16 protein-coding genes are annotated in these 15,714 nt (G+C 64.1%); 7 read left to right on the top strand and 9 right to left on the bottom strand.

What is annotated here, in order from left to right; genetic code table 11:
* Positions 1 to 34 precede the first annotated feature (34 nt).
* Complete coding sequence (gene dnaN / locus RQX22_RS10865; protein ID WP_315726398.1) at positions 35 to 1,147, bottom strand: DNA polymerase III subunit beta; 1,113 nt, start codon at positions 1,145 to 1,147, stop codon at positions 35 to 37.
* A 132-nt stretch (positions 1,148 to 1,279) separates the two neighbouring features.
* On the bottom strand, positions 1,280 to 1,861 hold the full coding sequence (locus RQX22_RS10870) for an outer membrane protein (protein WP_315726400.1): 582 nt from the start codon (positions 1,859 to 1,861) through the stop codon (positions 1,280 to 1,282).
* Between the two features lie 216 nt (positions 1,862 to 2,077).
* Between RQX22_RS10870 and RQX22_RS10875 the strand changes: the two genes are divergently transcribed.
* The 3 genes from RQX22_RS10875 (at position 2,078) to RQX22_RS10885 (ending at position 5,123) form a co-directional block, all read left to right on the top strand.
* A complete protein-coding gene (locus RQX22_RS10875) occupies positions 2,078 to 2,494 on the top strand; it encodes a hypothetical protein (protein WP_315726402.1) in 417 nt (138 codons plus the stop codon).
* A gap of 76 nt (positions 2,495 to 2,570) precedes the next feature.
* A complete protein-coding gene (gene rlmN / locus RQX22_RS10880) occupies positions 2,571 to 3,755 on the top strand; it encodes a 23S rRNA (adenine(2503)-C(2))-methyltransferase RlmN (RefSeq protein WP_315726404.1) in 1,185 nt (394 codons plus the stop codon).
* 99 nt (positions 3,756 to 3,854) lie between these two features.
* Complete coding sequence (locus RQX22_RS10885; protein WP_315726406.1) at positions 3,855 to 5,123, top strand: cyclopropane-fatty-acyl-phospholipid synthase family protein; 1,269 nt, start codon at positions 3,855 to 3,857, stop codon at positions 5,121 to 5,123.
* Positions 5,124 to 5,233: 110 nt separating this feature from the next.
* Here the strand turns inward: RQX22_RS10885 and RQX22_RS10890 are convergent, their stop codons facing one another.
* Positions 5,234 to 5,785 (bottom strand): EF-hand domain-containing protein, encoded by a 552-nt coding sequence (locus RQX22_RS10890; RefSeq protein ID WP_315726408.1) that lies wholly within the window; start codon positions 5,783 to 5,785, stop codon positions 5,234 to 5,236.
* Between the two features lie 269 nt (positions 5,786 to 6,054).
* On the opposite strand from RQX22_RS10890, the gene RQX22_RS10895 reads away from it, so the two are divergent.
* From RQX22_RS10895 to RQX22_RS10905, 3 genes are all read left to right on the top strand, one after another.
* Positions 6,055 to 7,446 carry a sulfatase-like hydrolase/transferase gene (locus RQX22_RS10895; RefSeq protein ID WP_315726410.1) on the top strand — a complete coding sequence of 464 codons (1,392 nt, stop codon included), beginning with the start codon at positions 6,055 to 6,057 and terminating at the stop codon, positions 7,444 to 7,446.
* 59 nt (positions 7,447 to 7,505) lie between these two features.
* Entirely contained in the window at positions 7,506 to 9,056 is a 1,551-nt protein-coding gene (locus tag RQX22_RS10900; protein WP_315726412.1) for a hypothetical protein, read from the top strand.
* Positions 9,057 to 9,172: 116 nt separating this feature from the next.
* Positions 9,173 to 10,204: a glycosyltransferase family 2 protein gene (locus RQX22_RS10905; protein WP_315726414.1), complete on the top strand. Its 1,032-nt coding sequence runs from the start codon at positions 9,173 to 9,175 to the stop codon at positions 10,202 to 10,204.
* Here the strand turns inward: RQX22_RS10905 and RQX22_RS10910 are convergent.
* Both RQX22_RS10910 and RQX22_RS10915 read right to left on the bottom strand, forming a co-directional pair.
* Positions 10,138 to 10,866: a class I SAM-dependent methyltransferase gene (locus tag RQX22_RS10910; protein ID WP_315726416.1), complete on the bottom strand. Its 729-nt coding sequence runs from the start codon at positions 10,864 to 10,866 to the stop codon at positions 10,138 to 10,140. The genes RQX22_RS10905 and RQX22_RS10910 overlap by 67 nt on opposite strands.
* A complete protein-coding gene (locus RQX22_RS10915; protein WP_315726418.1) occupies positions 10,866 to 11,267 on the bottom strand; it encodes a GtrA family protein in 402 nt (133 codons plus the stop codon). Before RQX22_RS10915 ends, RQX22_RS10910 begins: the two co-directional genes overlap by 1 nt.
* 90 nt (positions 11,268 to 11,357) lie before the next feature.
* Here RQX22_RS10915 and RQX22_RS10920 point away from each other — a divergent pair, with 90 nt between their 5' ends.
* Positions 11,358 to 13,133 (top strand): AcrB/AcrD/AcrF family protein, encoded by a 1,776-nt coding sequence (locus tag RQX22_RS10920; RefSeq protein WP_315726420.1) that lies wholly within the window; start codon positions 11,358 to 11,360, stop codon positions 13,131 to 13,133.
* Here RQX22_RS10920 and RQX22_RS10925 read toward each other — a convergent pair.
* From RQX22_RS10925 to RQX22_RS10940, 4 genes are read right to left on the bottom strand one after another with little or no spacing between them, the layout of a single operon-like run.
* Positions 13,123 to 13,746: a MarC family protein gene (locus RQX22_RS10925; RefSeq protein ID WP_315726422.1), complete on the bottom strand. Its 624-nt coding sequence runs from the start codon at positions 13,744 to 13,746 to the stop codon at positions 13,123 to 13,125. The two genes, RQX22_RS10920 and RQX22_RS10925, sit on opposite strands and share 11 nt — an antisense overlap.
* Complete coding sequence (locus RQX22_RS10930) at positions 13,743 to 14,315, bottom strand: hypothetical protein (protein WP_315726424.1); 573 nt, start codon at positions 14,313 to 14,315, stop codon at positions 13,743 to 13,745. The genes RQX22_RS10925 and RQX22_RS10930 overlap by 4 nt, the downstream gene beginning before the upstream one ends.
* Before the next feature lie 20 nt (positions 14,316 to 14,335).
* A complete protein-coding gene (folD, locus tag RQX22_RS10935; protein WP_315726426.1) occupies positions 14,336 to 15,223 on the bottom strand; it encodes a bifunctional methylenetetrahydrofolate dehydrogenase/methenyltetrahydrofolate cyclohydrolase FolD in 888 nt (295 codons plus the stop codon).
* 6 nt (positions 15,224 to 15,229) lie between these two features.
* The gene (locus RQX22_RS10940) at positions 15,230 to 15,526 is read right to left on the bottom strand and encodes a YggT family protein (protein WP_315726428.1); all 297 of its coding nucleotides are present in this window, start codon (positions 15,524 to 15,526) and stop codon (positions 15,230 to 15,232) included.
* Positions 15,527 to 15,714: the final 188 nt, after the last annotated feature.

Genomic DNA, 15,714 nt, shown 5'->3' on the forward strand with positions numbered 1-15,714 from the left:
CAGATATCGGCGAATGGCACCGGCCGGGCCGGCTTCAAACGCGCATCGGCATCAATACGTAGAGTGCGGGCGCCTTGTCATTCTCCCTGAGCAGGGTAGGCGCCGCCGCATCGGCGAGGTGGACCTCGATCAGGTCGCCTTCCATCTGGCCCAATATGTCGAGCAGATAGCGGGCGTTGAAGCCGATCTCGAACCCTTCCGAGCCATAATCGCCGGGGACCTCCTCGGCCGCGGTGCCGTTTTCGGGCGAAGTGACGGACAGGGTCACCTTGTCGCGATCGAGCGCCATCTTGACCGCGCGGGTCTTCTCGCTGGCGATGGTCGCGACACGATCCACGCCTTCTTCCAGGCTGCGCGGATCGATGCGGAGCAATTTGTCATTCGCCGTCGGAATGACCCGGCTGTAATCGGGAAAGGTGCCATCGATCAGCTTCGAGGTCAGGATCGCGGCGCCAAGGCCGAAGCGGATCTTGGTTTCCGAGAGGGAAAGCTGGACGGTCCCGTCCAGTTCCTCCAGCAACTTGCGAAGTTCAGCCACGCATTTGCGCGGAATGATCACGTCCGGCATGCCGGCGGCTCCGTCGGGCCGAGGCACAGTGACCCGGGCAAGCCGGTGTCCGTCGGTAGCCGCCGCCTTGAGCACCGGCTGCGATTCGTCGGAGACGTGCAGGAAGATGCCGTTCAGATAATAGCGCGTCTCCTCGGTGGAGATGGCGAAGCGCGTCTTGTCGATGATCTGCCGCAGGGTCGCTGCAGGCAATTCGAAGCGGGTCGGCAGGTCGCCTTCGGCGATGACCGGGAAATCGTCGCGCGGCAAGGTCGCAAGATTGAAGCGGGCGCGCCCGGCATTGACCTGCATCTTGCCCTCGGCCGCATTCAGCTCGACCTGGCTGCCCTCCGGCAGTTTGCGGGCGATGTCGAACAAGGTGTGGGCCGATACGGTGGTGGCGCCGGCTTGCGTCACATTGGCCTCGACCGTCTCGTTGATCTGAAGATCAAGGTCAGTCGCCATCAGGCGGATGCCGCCATCCTCGCTCGCCTCGATGAGGACGTTGGAAAGGATCGGGATCGTATTCCTGCGTTCCACCACGGATTGGACGTGGCCGAGGCTCTTCAGGAGCGTAGCCCGTTCGATCGTCGCCTTCATTGTGATCCCCGAAAGTGATGATTTCGGGGAGTTGTAGTGCGCCTTATCGCCCCTCGCCACTATTATTCATCGGATATGGAAAAGGGCCGGGGCTTGCGCCCCGGCCCTCCTTCTAATGCCGTCGAGCCAGGATCAGAAGCGGAAGCCGAAACCGGCAACGCCCTGATGCTTGTCGAAACCTTCCTCGTAATTCGAATAGCGATATTCGGCCTTGACGAACATGTTGGTGCCGAGAGCGTATTCGATGCCGGCGCCGGCCCGCACGCCGTCCAGATTCTCGCTGAGCGTGGAATCAAGCGCCGTGCCTGGGGTTCCATCCTCATAATCCAGGCTGACGCGACCATTGGTGTAGCCGGCCTTGGCATAGAGGAGCGCGCGGGAACCGACGACCGCCCCGATTCGACCGCCGACATAAAGATCCCGGCCGAGCTTGGCGCAAAGCTCGCTAGCGGGAGTCACGACGCCCGATACACATTCGGAAATGCTGGAATCGGTCGCTTCCGCCTCGATACCGAGGACGGCGCCGCCCATCTGGACATCATAGCCCACGGCAACGCCGTAGACGGCTCCGTCCGCGCCTTCATCCTCCACGTCGGTCGTGTCATAGCCGACGATGCCCTCGATCCGCGGACCGGTGAAGGTGGCGGCATCCTGGGCGAAAGCAGGCGCGGCCGCGCTGGCCGCGAGAAGGGCGGCGATCACATATTTACGCATTTTGATAACTCCGTTCAGCATTGACTAGGCACTGGGGTCCAGAAGGACGCGGACCCAGCGCGCGCCCCTTCAAGAGGTTGCATGAACCGCGGATAAACGCGTTTTTCCGTTGCCAAGCCGGGACGGAAGAAGGATCAAGGCAAGACCATGCGCAGCCTGTTTTTCCTCGTTTTGTTGCTGGGACTTAGCGGTCAGGCTGTTGCAGAAAGACAATCATTGGGAATTTTTCAGTTGTGGGGCGCCTTCAGCGAGCCGGGTCGCTGCTACGCCATTGCACAACCCTATCGTGCGCCCCGCGCCGAGCGCTGGAAGCCGTTCGCTTCGGTCGGTTACTGGCCGTCCCGGCGCGTCCGCAGCCAGATCCATTTTCGTCTCAGCCGGGAAAAGAGACCGGGTTCGGCGGTGCTGCTTCGAATCGACGACCAGACATTTCAATTGCTCGCGGGCGGCGCCGATGCCTGGGCGCCGGACGCGCGCGCCGACGCCGATATATTGAGCGCGATGCGCACCGGCATCGAAATGACGATCGAGACCCGATCCACCAGCGGGACGCTCGTGCGCGACGCCTACCGCCTGCGCGGCGCGGCAACCGCGATCGACGCCGCCGCAATCGCCTGCGCCGGCAGGAAATGACCCGCCCGGCGGGGCGTGGCAAAGACTGGTAAAATCTCCCTTCCGGCCTTACATGGCGCTCTCCATGACAGCCCTGATGCCCATCCCCGGTCATATCGACCCGGTTCCCGTGCCGCGTGCCGTGCCAGCGGATGCCGATTTGCGCCAGGACCTGGTCGGCCTGTCGCGCCCGGCGATAACGGAGGCTCTTGCGGCTGCGGGGCTGGACGCCAGGCAGGCAAAGCTTCGCGCGAAGCAGATCTGGCACCAGATCTACAATCGCGGCGCGACGGAATTCGACGCGATGAGCGACATCGCCAAGCCGCAACGGGGTTGGTTGGCGGAGCGGTTCCGGATCGGACGGCCGGAGGTGGTGGAGCAGCTCGTGTCGACCGACGGCACCCGCAAGTGGCTGCTCCGCACACCGGACGGCAATGATTTCGAGATGGTGTTCATACCTGATGCCGACCGGGGCACCTTGTGCGTGTCGAGCCAGGTCGGTTGCACCCTCAACTGCCGCTTCTGCCACACCGGCACGATGCGGCTCGTGCGCAATCTGACCGCCGGTGAAATTGTCGGCCAGGTCATGCTCGCGCGCGACAGCCTCGGCGAATGGCCGTCCCAGCCGGAAGGGCGGATGCTGTCCAATATCGTCATGATGGGCATGGGTGAACCGCTCTACAATTTCGACAATGTCCGCGACGCCCTCAAGATCGTCATGGACGGCGACGGCCTCGGCCTGTCGCGGCGGCGCATCACCCTTTCCACCTCCGGCGTGGTGCCGATGATGGCCAAGGCCGGCGCGGAAATCGGAGTCAATCTCGCCGTCTCGCTCCACGCCGTGACCAAGGAGGTGCGCGACGAGATCGTCCCGCTCAACCGGAAATATGGCATCGACGAGCTGCTCCAGGCCTGCGCGGATTATCCCGGCGCCAACAATGCCCGCCGCATCACGTTCGAATATGTGATGCTGAAGGACAAGAATGACAGTGACGAGGATGCTCGGGAGCTCGTGCGCCTCATCCGCAAGTATAAATTGCCGGCCAAGGTCAATCTGATCCCGTTCAATCCGTGGCCCGGCGCGCCCTATGAATGTTCAAGCGCGGAGCAGGTGGCGCGCTTTTCCGATATCGTCTTCGAAGCCGGTATAAGCGCGCCCGTCCGCCGGCCACGGGGCCGTGACATCATGGCCGCCTGCGGTCAGCTCAAATCGGCTGCGGAGAAGAAGAGCCGGGCCGATCTCGATCGTCTCGCGGCGGAAAAGCAAGCGGCTCTGGGCTGATCCGGCCGCCGCATGGCGGATCGAAACGCAAGAATCGAGGCGAACGGCCCCGTGCGCAAGGCCGGTTGCACTGAGCTTCGTCTCGGTTATTCTGAGCTCATGTGGCTTTTGAACAAGATGCTCCGCAAGCTCGTCACCCGTGGCGAACTCATCGTCAACGATCATGATGGCAAGGAGTATCGCTACGGCCATGCTTCACCGGATCGCAACCCGGTCAGGGTCAGGCTGACCGACAAGGGCGCGGCCTTTCATATCGCCAAGGATCCGCGGGTCGGCGCCGGCGAGGCTTATATGGACGGGCGACTCGTGATCGAGGAAGGCGATGTGCGCGACCTCGTGCTGCTGATCCGCGAGAATGCGCCTTGGGAAAGGCAGGGTGCGCTGGAACCGAAGGGGCCGATCCGGCAGGCCATCCATGCGGCCGCAGGCAAGCTCGACCAGGTCAACTGGAAATCACGCTCCCGGCGCAACGCAGAACATACCTACAACCTCACCCGGCGGCTCTACGAACTGTTCCTGGACGAGGACCGGCAATATACCTGCGCTTATTATCGCGACACGAACGACAGCCTTGAGCAGGCCCAGCTCGACAAGAAGGCGCATATCGCGGCAAAGCTCGCTCTGAAGCCCGGCATGAAGGTGCTGGACATCGGCTGCGGCTGGGGTGGCCTCGCTCTCTATCTGCATCGTCATTACGATGTCGACGTGCTCGGCGTCGCGCTGGCGCCGGATCAGATCGAATTCTGCCGTGAGCGTGCCGCCGAAGCAGGCGTCACCGACCGGGTCAAGTTCGAGCTGATGGATTATCGGGACGTCCAGGGAGAGTTCGACCGGATTACCAGCGTCGGCCTGATCGAGCATCTCGGCACCCCTCATTATCCGGGATTCTTCGCGCATATGCGCAGGCTGCTGAAACCCGACGGGGTCATGTTCTCCCATTGCTGCGGACGGATGGGCGGGCCCGGCGTCACCGATAAATGGACGCGCAAATATATCTTCCCCGGCGGCTACATCCCGTCCCTTTCGGAGCTGGTCAGCGAAGCGGAACGGAACCGGCTGATCGTTACGGACGTCGAGGCCCTGCGCTTCCACTATGCCCATACGCTGGAAGAATGGTATCATCGCACGACCGCCGCCAAGGACGAGATCATCGCCCTTTATGACGAACGTTTCTTCCGCATGTGGCAATTCTATCTGGCGGGCGCCGAAGCCGCCTTCCGCTATGGCGGACTGGTCAATTGGCAGCTCCAATATGTCCGCCGCCGCGACGCCATTCCCATGACGCGCGACTTCATGTTCGAGGAGGAAAGGCGGCTGTTCGAAGCCGAGCAGGCGCCCGAATGGCATATCAAGGCGGCTGCCGAATAGGCCGATTCAGCCGACTTGGGTGGAAGGGCGAAGCACGTCCACCTTAAACGATCAGGCTCTGGCCGGAAGACAGCCCCCGGCCATGTCCGCTTCAACTGTCCTGCTTGTTCTCAGCTGCCGCGGCGCTGCTGGCGGCCCGCACCGCGCGCGGACCGGCCTTCAGTCGGCGAAATGGTGCCATCGCGATCGGCATCGATCCGATCGAACCTGGCCAAGGCTCGTGCCGATGCCTCGGCCAGCGAAACCTTGCCGTCCTTATTGGAATCCATCGCTCGGAACCGGGTCGGCGCAAACATCAGGCCCGCCATCGCACTGCCGCGACGCTGCCGCTGCGCGCGGCGGTCGCTCTTTCCGGCAGCCGGCGGCTTTTCGAATTCGGAGCGGCTGAGGGAGCCGTCCTTGTTCGTGTCCAGCTTGGCGAACAATTCCGCTCGGCTTTCCGTGCGCAGGGCCTGGAATTCGGCGCGAGCCGCATCGGTGGCGGCCTTGGCTTCCGCCTCGGTCACGAACCCGTCCTTGTTCACGTCCACCTTGGCGAACTCCGCCTGTATGCTCGTCTGGACGGCGGCCCGGGTGGGCACAGGCCTAGCGGGCGCGGCCTGCTGTGCGAAAGCGGGGAGCGTGGCGGCAATTGCTATGCCCGCAAGTGCGAATTTCTTCATTGTCACTCCTTGGTCCAGACGGGCTTTGCGCCCGCCGGCGGCCGTTAGCCAGCGACGGCTGTACCCGAGTTGAACGCGCCTGGCAGCCGTCTCTCCGCCAAGAAAACAATCTTCCATTAACCATTTCTTGATGGCTCCAAGGCAGCTTGGCGCCGTCTCGGTGGCAAGCTGCCCGACACCGGAAACGGTCTGCTTGCTCCAAGCTTTTGTTATCCCATCGTGAAAAGTTGAAAGCCACCACTTTTCATACGATGCCTCGGGGGGAAAAGATGCAACTCGCGCTGCCGCGCACAGTATGGACACAGCGATCCGAGGGCATTCGCGCCCTGGAAAACTGGCTTCTATGCTGGGTGCTCCTGCCCAATCTGGCGTTTTGGCTGCTCTCGCTGATCGGTGGACCTCCCCGCGGCTTCGAGGTGCTGCTGACCGGGACGATCGGGATCGTGCTTCACCGCGCGCCTTTTCCGGCCAAGATGACGGGGTTCTGCCTGGCGCTCATTTATTCGGTGCTGAGTTTCATCTCCAGCCTGTTCAACCTGGCCATCCTCTCGCTTATCCAATCGCTTGAGTTCCTGACCGAGATGAAGCCGTCGGCCTCTCCGGAATATCTGCTCGGCGCACTGGCCCTCGCTGGAACGGTGGCGATCGCTTCGCGGCAATTGCGCAAGCCGACCACCCTTCCGCCGCAGCGGCTCGTCCTCGCCATGGCGCTGACCATCATCGCCGCCTGGGCGGACGTCCAGATGTCGAAGGCCGATCGGGGGACCTATTCGCGGATCGCCGAGCCTGGCGCTGCCTTTTCCTCCGCCGCCAGGCAGAGCGGCCTGGCCGGCCTCGCGACGGGGGAGCGGCATGTCCTTTTCGTCATGGTCGAAGCGATGGGCGCGCCTACCGATCCCGCCATCGCCACGAAGCTCGTCGATATATGGGCCCCCCCGGAAGTCCGCGCCCGCTATGAAGTCACCACCGGCACGACCCCCTTCTACGGATCGACCACCAGCGGCGAGATGCGGGAATTGTGCGGCCGCTGGGGCGACTATCGGGAATTGATGGAGACGAAGGACGCGACCTGCCTGCCCGCCTTGCTCGCCGCCAAAGGCTATCACAGCCAGGCATGGCACAGCTTCAGCGGAAAGATGTTCGACCGCAACCGCTGGTACCCCAATGCCGGCTTTCAGGAGATGCGCTTCGGCGAGCGGCTGGTGGCGGACGGGGCGGACATCTGCCCCGGCGTATTCCCGGGGGCCTGCGACCGTGACGTACCGCGAGAGATCGGCACGACGCTGAAGCAGGCGCGCCAGCCGCAATTCCTGTACTGGCTCACGGTCAACTCGCACCTGCCAGTGCTGAAGAACAAGAGATTGCAGACCCTCGATTGTGCGCGTTTCGACGCCTCTCTCGACGCCGCCTATCCGATGACCTGCCGTCTCCTCCAGCTTTTCGATCAGACCGGATCGGCCATGGCGCGCCAGATAACGGCGACTGATTTCCCGCCGACCGACATATTGATCGTCGGCGATCATCTGCCGCCATTCTTCGACCGCTATCACCGTACCCAGTTCGAGCCCGACCATGTGCCCTGGATCCTGCTGCGTCCCAAGAATCCGGACCGCGCAGCCGGGGTGGCCGCCAGCGCCGGGCCGGGCAAAGTCCGCGCTTAGGAGTTGACGGAAACCCGCCGCCGGACGAGACCCCCGCCAAAGGCATGCGGGAGCGGCAGGTGCAGGAACAGCAAGGGCGGCACTGGTGGGAAAGTCGGGCCTTTGCGCTCGCCTTGATCCTTGCCACCGCGATACCCCTGCTTTGGCCAGACATTCCGCCGCTGGTCGACCTGCCCGGACACATGGCCCGCTACCGGGTCCAGATCGAAATCGATCAGTCCGCCGCGCTGCGGAGCTTCTACGATTTCAGATGGGCGCTGATCGGCAATCTCGGCGTCGACCTTCTGGTCGTCCCGCTGGCGAAGATCTTCGGCTTGGAGCTGGCGGTCAAGCTGATCGTCCTTTCGATCCCGCCTTTGACGGCCGCCGGCTTCATATGGGTCGCGCGAGAGGTTCATGGCAACACGCCCCCCACGGCAGCCTTCGCGGTGCCGCTCGCTTACAATTATCCCTTCTTCTTCGGCTTCGTGAACTTCGCGCTTTCCATGGCGTTCGCTTTTCTTGCCTTCGCGCTCTGGCTTCGGCTCGCCCGGCTCGATCGTCTGCACCTGCGCATGGCCCTTTTCCCACTGATCTCAATACTGGTCTGGGTCACCCATACGTTCGGGTGGGGCGTCCTCGGCGTCATGGCCTTTTCCGCCGAACTGGTCCGCCAGGTCGATCTCAAGAGAACCTTTGTCCAGGCAGGTCTCAGGGCTGCGCTCCACAGCATGGCGATCGCGCCGCCTATCCTGCTGATGGTCGCCTGGCGCGGCGGCGATCACATTGCCGGACGCACCACCGACTGGTTCAACTGGGATCGCAAGCTGGACTGGCTGATCATGGCGCTTCGGGACCGGTGGGAGATGTTCGACCTCGGTTCGCTTGGCCTGCTCCTGATCGTCCTGCTCCTGGCCCTCATCTATCGCCGGATGGAATATTCCCGGAATCTCGCCGCTTCGGCGATCTTCCTCGCCGTGGTTTTCGCCCTCCTCCCGCGCATCGTGTTCGGTTCGGCTTATGCCGACATGCGGCTCGTTCCCTACCTGCTCGCGGTAGCCGTGATCGGCATTCGCCTGCGGCCGAACGCCTCCCTGGGATTCGCGACTCGACTGGCTTTCGTCGCTCTGGCCTTCTTCGTGGTCCGGACCGGCGCGGCCACGATCAGTCAATGGCGCTACGATCGCAATTACGACCGGGAATTGCCGGCTCTCGCGCACGTCCCCGAAAATGCCAGGCTGATCAGCTTCGTCGGAAGGCGCTGCGCCGATCTGTGGGCCATGTCGCGCATGGAGCATCTGCCCGGGATCGCGACCGTGCGCCGTCGCGCATTTTCGAACGATCAATGGTCGATGCCGGGCGCTCAGCTTCTGACTGTCCACTATCCGGCGCCCCGTTTCTACACCGTCGATCCCTCGCAAATGGTCACCCTGTTCAAATGCCGCCAGGAAAGATGGATGACCATCGACAATGCGTTGCGCCACCTGCCGCGCGAGGATTTCGATTATGTCTGGCTGGTCCGGCCGCCGCCCCACGATCCGAAGCTGCTGCGGGGACTGCGCCCGCTCTGGCGAAATCGCACCAGCGTGCTGTATGAGATCGTCGATCGAAACCCCGATCTTGCCCCCTAAGGGCGATCGGCCCGATGCAATGAATCCGCCTGCCTGCTCCAATTTTTCGTTATGGCATCCTGAAAGCTGGAAATCGGCGCCCCTTTTTCAGCAGGATGCTCTGAGAGGTATAGTGAATGAGCCCGGTCAAGCTGTCGGTTGTCATCCCTTGCTATAATGAAGAGGCGTGCCTCGACGAGCTTTGCAGCCGGGTCACCAAGGCATCGACCGAGGTCGTCGGCGATTCCTATGAAATCGTGCTGGTCAATGACGGGTCGCGTGATGGCAGCTGGGCGATGATGCAGGCGCTGGCGGCAAAGGACGACAAGCTCGTCGCCATCAACCTGTCGCGCAATCACGGTCATCAGTTGGCGCTCACCGCCGGCCTGGACCTTTGTTCGGGCGAGCGGATCCTGATCATCGACGCCGATCTGCAGGATCCGCCCGAATTGCTGCCGGCGATGATGGCGGAAATGGACCGGCTGCAAGCCGATGTCGTTTATGCGGTACGTCGCGCGCGGGCAGGCGAGACCGCGTTCAAGCGTTCGAGCGCGAAGCTTTTCTATCGCAGCTTGTCCAAGCTCGCGGACATCGAGATTCCGGTCGACACGGGCGATTTCCGGCTGATGAGCCGGCGCGCGCTCGACGCCCTGCTGAGCCTGCCCGAGCAAGCGCGCTTCATTCGCGGCATGGTCGCCTGGATCGGCTTCAGACAGGTGCCGATCGTCTATGACCGCGCCGAACGCCATGCCGGCCGGACCAATTATCCCTTGTCGAAGATGGTAAGGCTGGCGCTCGATGCCGTGACCGGCTTTTCGACGGCCCCTCTCCGCTTTGCCAGCCACATCGGCATGTGGCTGGTGGCCGCTTCGATCCTGCTCATCATCTATATCGCCGTGGGCTGGCTGAGCGGCAGCGCCATCCAGGGCTGGACCTCGCTGATGCTGGTGGTGGTCGTGCTCGGCGCCGTCCAGATGTTCGTGCTCGGCATGATCGGCGAATATCTCGGCCGGCTCTATATCGAGTCCAAGCGGCGTCCGCTCTACATCGTTTCCGAGATTGCCGGCCGCTCGGCGGGTGACGGCCGCCTGGGCCATGTCGCTCAGGGCGCCGAGAGCAAGGCGACCAGCGAGACGCCGGATGGGAAGGGGAATCTGCCGATCGCGTGACGCTCGAGCCCGAAAAGGGTCTCGAACAGTCGATTGACCGGCGCCGGTGGCAAGGCGTCGCTGCTATCCTCCTTGCCCGTCACGCGTCCGGCGATGCGCGCCGCCGCCGCCAGCGGGAAAAGCAGGCTGTTGAAATAACTCATGAAATCAATTCTGAGCCCGGCCGCCGCGACGACTTCCCGCAGGCTCCGTTTCGTATAGCGCCGGTGATGGTGATTGACCGTGTCGTGGGCACTCCACATCCAGGGATGGGCCGGAACGGTGATCAGGACATGCCCGCCTGGCTTCAGCCGCGCGCCGATGCTGACAAGGGCAGCGCGGTCGTCCTCGACATGTTCGAGCACGTCCAGCAGGGCGACAAGATCATAAGCGTGCAGCTGCACGCCGGGGAGCTCCGGGAGCGCCGCCTTCATGACCTCGCGGCCGAGCCGCTTGCTTGCGACGGCACGCGCCGCATCGTCGATCTCGATCGCATCGGCATGTCCGAACTGCGCCAGCATCGGCAGATTGTGGCCGGTGCCGCAGCCAATTTCGAGGATGCGCGCATCCGGGCCGGGTTCGAGCTTGCGGGCGATGAGATTGGCCAGGATATCGCGGCGCGCCCGATACCACCAATGGCGGCTGTCGAGCTCGGCCATCCGATCGTAGACGATGCGGTCCATCAGTCGAACACCCAGCGCCGCTGCAGCGAGAAGGTGACCAAGGGTGTCACGAACAGGATCGGTATGACGGACCACCAGACCTGACCGCCGAGATGCTTGACGAGCAGCCAGACGAAGAATTGGTTGCCGAGAAAACCCAATGTGTTGACGGTGAAAAAGCGGGCGGTCCTGGCGGCCGGGCGATCACGCGATCCGTGACCGCGGAAGCTGAACTTGCTGTGCAGCACGTAGCCGAGCGTCGTGAAGACGAGATAGTTGATAGTCAGGGCCAGCATCGGCTCGACACCGAACGCGGTCGCGACAAGCCAATAGCCGCCGGCCACCAGGACCGTCAGCAGGCCGCCGGTCAGCCCGAAACGGACCATCTGGCCGAAAAGCTCCTGATGATGTTTCGAAATCATCACGAAAATGTGAATTCCCCGAGGCGCTTGCCCTTTGCAGCCCAGCGACTAATGCCCGTTTGAGGGCTTGGAAAGGGGCGGCGCGCATCCATGGCTGAGACGGACCCATTGGACCGCTACTGGCGGGTCATGCTGCTCGTGACCTGGTTGGGGGCTGCAGCCGTCTTCGTCTATATGCGCTGGGACGCGATCCGCTGGTTCGTCCTCGGCGACACCGACGACAATATGCGGATCATGCAGGTGCGGGCCCTGATGAGCGGCCAGAGCTGGTACGATCTTCGCCAATACCGCCTGGATCCGCCGTTCGGCGCGGACATGCACTGGTCCCGGCTCGTCGACCTGCCGATCGCCGCCATCAAATATGTTCTGACCCCCTTCGCCGGTGCCCTGAACGCGGAGCGCGCGGCCGTCGCGATCGCGCCGATGCTGCCGATGGGCGTCGCCATGGCGTCCATTGCGGTCGCCGCCCGGCGGCTACTGGCGCCCTGGGCGTTCGTCATCGCCATCGCCATACTGTTCTGCGCGCCGTCGCTGCGCGGCATGTGGGTTCCGCTCCGAATCGATCACCATGGCTGGCAGCTCGCCTTGCTCAGCCTGGCCATGGTGGCGCTGACCGACCCGAAGCGGGCGCGCGGCGGCGCCTTGCTCGGCGCGGCTTCGGCCTTGTCGCTGGTGATCGGTCTGGAAATGCTGCTCTATTTGGCAACGGCCGGCGCCGCGATGGTGCTGATGTGGATCTGGGACGGCACCAGGAGCCGCGCCCTTGCCGTTTATGGCGCCAGCCTCGCGGGCGGCTCCGCCCTGGGCTATCTGCTCTTCGCTTCTTATGCCAACCGGGCCCCGGTCTGTGACGCGCTCTCGCCGGTCTGGCTTTCGGCGATGGTCTCGGCGGGCGCGGTTGCGGTGGCACTGCCCTTCATCGCGGCGAGAACGGCAGGGACCCGTCTCGCCGCCGCCGGCCTCGGCGGCATCGCGATAGCCGCCGCCTTCGCATATTTCTGGCCTCAATGCCTCGGTCGCCTCGAGGGCGTTTCGCCCGAAGCCCAGGCATTGTGGCTCAACAATGTCAGGGAGGCGCTGCCGGTCTACCGCCACGGTGCGCAGACGGCGATCGCCATCGCATCTTTGCCTGTGATCGGGCTCGTCGGCTATGCCATCATGTTGTGGCGGAGCCGCGCGGACCAGGCTGCGCTGATGCGGTGGGCGCCTCTTGCAGCGCTCGCTCTGCTCGCCGCGTCGTTGCTGCTGTGGCAGACCCGGGCGGGCGCGGCCTCGCAACTGCTGGCGCTGCCGGGCGCGACGGCGCTCGGCTGGATGATCCTGCCGCGGCTGCGGGGCAGTACGCACCTGCTGGTGCGGACGACCGGAACCGTGGCGGCCTTTCTTCTGATATCCGGCCTGCTGACCCAGAATGCGGCCAGGCTCCTGCCGAAGAAGGAGGATGACAATCCCCGGCTCAAGGCCGTGAACATCGCCAACAATCGCTGCCCGACGCTTCGCGCCTTGAGGCCGATCGCGCTTCTGCCCAAGGGCTATGTCCTGACCTTCGTCGACCTCGGGCCGAGACTGATCACCGTTACGCATCACGATGCCGTGGCCGGGCCTTATCATCGCAACGATGAAGACATTGTCGACGTCATGAAGGCATTTCGCGGCACGCCGGAGGCGGCGCAGCGCATGGTCGCGCGGCGCGGGATCGACTATGTGCTGATCTGCCCCAACCTCTCCGAATCCACGATCTACGCGAGCAAGGCGAGGAATGGCTTCTACATGCAGCTCAACCGGGGGAAAGTGCCGTCCTGGCTCGAGCGCGTGCCGCTTCCGGCCAGCTCGCCTTACAAGATGTGGCGCGTGATCAAGCGCTGAAGCTGGCGCTGATTCCGTCGATCACGAACTGGGCCGCCAACGCCGCCAGAATGACGCCGAGCAGCCGGGTGATCATCGCCTCCACTTTGTGGCCGAGGAAACGCATCAGCGCACCCGCCGCCAGCAAGGCGACCATGGTGAGGAGCAGGATCGCGAGCAGGGCGGCGAGCACGGTCAGCGATTCGTCGAGCCCGTCGCTCCTCGACATGAGCAGCATGGCGGATGCGATCGAACCGGGGCCTGCAATCATCGGGATGGCCATGGGAAAGACGGAAATATCCTCATGCTCGGGCGTGGCATTGATCTCCTGGGCCCGGCTTTCGCGCCGCTGGGTCCGCTTTTCGAACACCATTTCGAGCGCGATCAGAAACAGCATGATGCCGCCGGCGATGCGGAATGCGTCAAGGCTGATGCCTAACGCCCTGAGGAGGTCCTCGCCCAGCAAGGCGAAGAACAGGAGGATGCCGGCGGCGATCGCCACCGATCGCACCGCCATCTTCTGCCGCTCGCGGGCCGGCACGCCATGGGTCAAGCTGGCGAAGATCGGCGCGCAGCCGGGCGGATCGATGACGACGAAGAAGGTGACGAAGGCGGAGAGGAACAATTCCATCATCGCGACTGTCCCCGCACCAGATCGTCGATCACGGGCTCATGCCGGCGGCCGTTCCACAGCGATACCGTGACGCGGCGGGTCCCGTCGGGCGCGACCTGCCAGGCCCAGCTCAAGCTGCCGTCGGCAGACCAGCGGATGCCGGGCGAGGCTTGCCCCGGCCTCGGCGCGCCGCAGCGGGCCTTGCGCACCCTGACCCTGTCGCCGGCCGGACGCGGCTTCGCCAAACCGTCGCCATGGTCCAGAAGCCATTTCCAGCTACCGTCCTGCCTTTTGCTCCAGACAGTGGTGAAATATCCGGCAGCGGTGCCGCCGGCTCGCAGCCAGGCCCCGGTGTTCACCGCCATCGTTCCGTCGCACGACATGAAGCTCCGGGCCGGCCACCACATCACCGCCTGCGGCGGATCCTCGCGTCCCGCCAGCCAGGTCTGGGCGTTGACCGGCTCGGGCGTGAACATGACGGCCTCGTCGGCGGCGAAAGTGCGGAAGGCGGTCCATTGGCCCTGCGTCTGGGCGTTCGCGGCAAAGGCGCGTTCGGCAGCGACCGCTGTCGGAGGCGCAGCGCCTGCCATGAGGATGGCAAGCAGTCCGATCACAATCCCGCCGGCGGCGCGATGCCGGCACGCGCACAGGCCGCCACGAGCGTGTTGCGAAGCAGCACCGCAATGGTCATCGGACCGACTCCGCCCGGAACGGGCGTGATCCCCCCTGCAACCTGGCGCGCGGATTCGAAATCGACGTCGCCGACCAGGCGCGTCCTGTCGCCTTCGCCGGCGATCCGGTTGATGCCGACGTCGATCACGGTCGCGCCGGGCTTCAGCCAGTCGCCGCGAATCATTTCCGGCCGGCCGACTGCGGCCACGACGATGTCGGCACGGCGGACGACGCCGGGAAGATCGCGCGTGCGGCTATGGGCTATGGTGACCGTGCAATTCTGCTGGAGCAGCAATTGTGCCATCGGCTTGCCGACGATGTTGGAACGGCCGACCACGACCGCTTCCAGGCCGGACAGGTCGCCCAGCCGGTCCTTCAGCAGCATTAGGCAGCCAAGCGGCGTGCAGGGCACCAGCCCTTCCTCCCCCACAGCCAGCCGGCCGGCATTGGCGACATGGAAGCCATCCACATCCTTGGCCGGATCGATCGCCTCGATAACCGCCTTGTCGTCGATGCCCGCCGGCAGCGGCAGCTGGACGAGGATGCCGTCGACCGCGTCGTCGAGATTGAGCTGCTCGACCAGGGCGATCAACTCTTCCTGGCTGGTCGTGTCCGGCAGCCGATGTTCGAAGCTCGCCATGCCGGCCGCGACCGTCGCCTTGCCCTTAGAACGGACATAGACGTGGCTCGCCGGATCCTCACCGACGATGACGACGGCAAGGCCCGGCGCCCGCGCTTCGGTTTCGACGAACTGCGGCACGGCCTCGGCCACGCGCTGTCGCAAACGCTCGGCAAAGGCCTTGCCATCGATAATGTCGCCACTCATGCCAGGTCACCCGACAATCGAGGCAAAGGCCCCGGGCAGGAGATAATCCTTGATGATGACGATGATGAGCAGCACCACCAGGGGCGAGAAATCGAGTCCGCCGAAATCCGGCAGCAGCCGGCGGATCGGCCGATAGAGCGGCTCTGTGATCCGATCCAAGGCGTTCAGGAACGCGCGGACGAAATCATTATAGGTGTTGATGACGTTGAACGCGACCAGCCAGCTCAGGATCGCCTGCGCGATGATGATGTACATCAGCAGGCGCAGAAGCAGTTCCGCGATACCAAACAGCGCTTGGGGCATAGCCTCTCCCGATTTGCCAGAGGGCCCATGTAGGCGGCTGGCCGTCGGGGGGCAATGGCGGCAATCCGGCTCCTTGGCGGGCGGTCCTCATTCGGCGCGGCGGCCATTCGAGCTGGAGCAGGAACAATGCGGCGGCCGAAAGGGCATGAATCGCCGGCTGTCCCGGCCCCGCCGCGCGCAAAGGCCCG

The sequence above is a fragment of the Sphingosinicella rhizophila genome (assembly GCF_032378825.1).
GTDB lineage: Bacteria > Pseudomonadota > Alphaproteobacteria > Sphingomonadales > Sphingomonadaceae > Allosphingosinicella > Allosphingosinicella rhizophila.

Excerpts from the sequence above, each read along its gene's own strand:
- folD (WP_315726426.1), bottom strand. The coding sequence starts at position 15,223 with ATGAGTGGCGACATTATCGATGGCAAGGCCTTTGCCGAGCGTTTGCGA.
- rlmN (WP_315726404.1), top strand. The coding sequence starts at position 2,571 with ATGCCCATCCCCGGTCATATCGACCCGGTTCCCGTGCCGCGTGCCGTG.
- RQX22_RS10915 (WP_315726418.1), bottom strand. The coding sequence starts at position 11,267 with ATGATTTCGAAACATCATCAGGAGCTTTTCGGCCAGATGGTCCGTTTC.
- RQX22_RS10885 (WP_315726406.1), top strand. The coding sequence starts at position 3,855 with ATGTGGCTTTTGAACAAGATGCTCCGCAAGCTCGTCACCCGTGGCGAA.
- dnaN (WP_315726398.1), bottom strand. The coding sequence starts at position 1,147 with ATGAAGGCGACGATCGAACGGGCTACGCTCCTGAAGAGCCTCGGCCAC.
- RQX22_RS10890 (WP_315726408.1), bottom strand. The coding sequence starts at position 5,785 with ATGAAGAAATTCGCACTTGCGGGCATAGCAATTGCCGCCACGCTCCCC.
- RQX22_RS10920 (WP_315726420.1), top strand. The coding sequence starts at position 11,358 with ATGGCTGAGACGGACCCATTGGACCGCTACTGGCGGGTCATGCTGCTC.
- RQX22_RS10870 (WP_315726400.1), bottom strand. The coding sequence starts at position 1,861 with ATGCGTAAATATGTGATCGCCGCCCTTCTCGCGGCCAGCGCGGCCGCG.
- RQX22_RS10930 (WP_315726424.1), bottom strand. The coding sequence starts at position 14,315 with ATGGCAGGCGCTGCGCCTCCGACAGCGGTCGCTGCCGAACGCGCCTTT.
- RQX22_RS10925 (WP_315726422.1), bottom strand. The coding sequence starts at position 13,746 with ATGATGGAATTGTTCCTCTCCGCCTTCGTCACCTTCTTCGTCGTCATC.
- RQX22_RS10910 (WP_315726416.1), bottom strand. The coding sequence starts at position 10,866 with ATGGACCGCATCGTCTACGATCGGATGGCCGAGCTCGACAGCCGCCAT.
- RQX22_RS10905 (WP_315726414.1), top strand. The coding sequence starts at position 9,173 with ATGAGCCCGGTCAAGCTGTCGGTTGTCATCCCTTGCTATAATGAAGAG.
- RQX22_RS10895 (WP_315726410.1), top strand. The coding sequence starts at position 6,055 with ATGCAACTCGCGCTGCCGCGCACAGTATGGACACAGCGATCCGAGGGC.
- RQX22_RS10940 (WP_315726428.1), bottom strand. The coding sequence starts at position 15,526 with ATGCCCCAAGCGCTGTTTGGTATCGCGGAACTGCTTCTGCGCCTGCTG.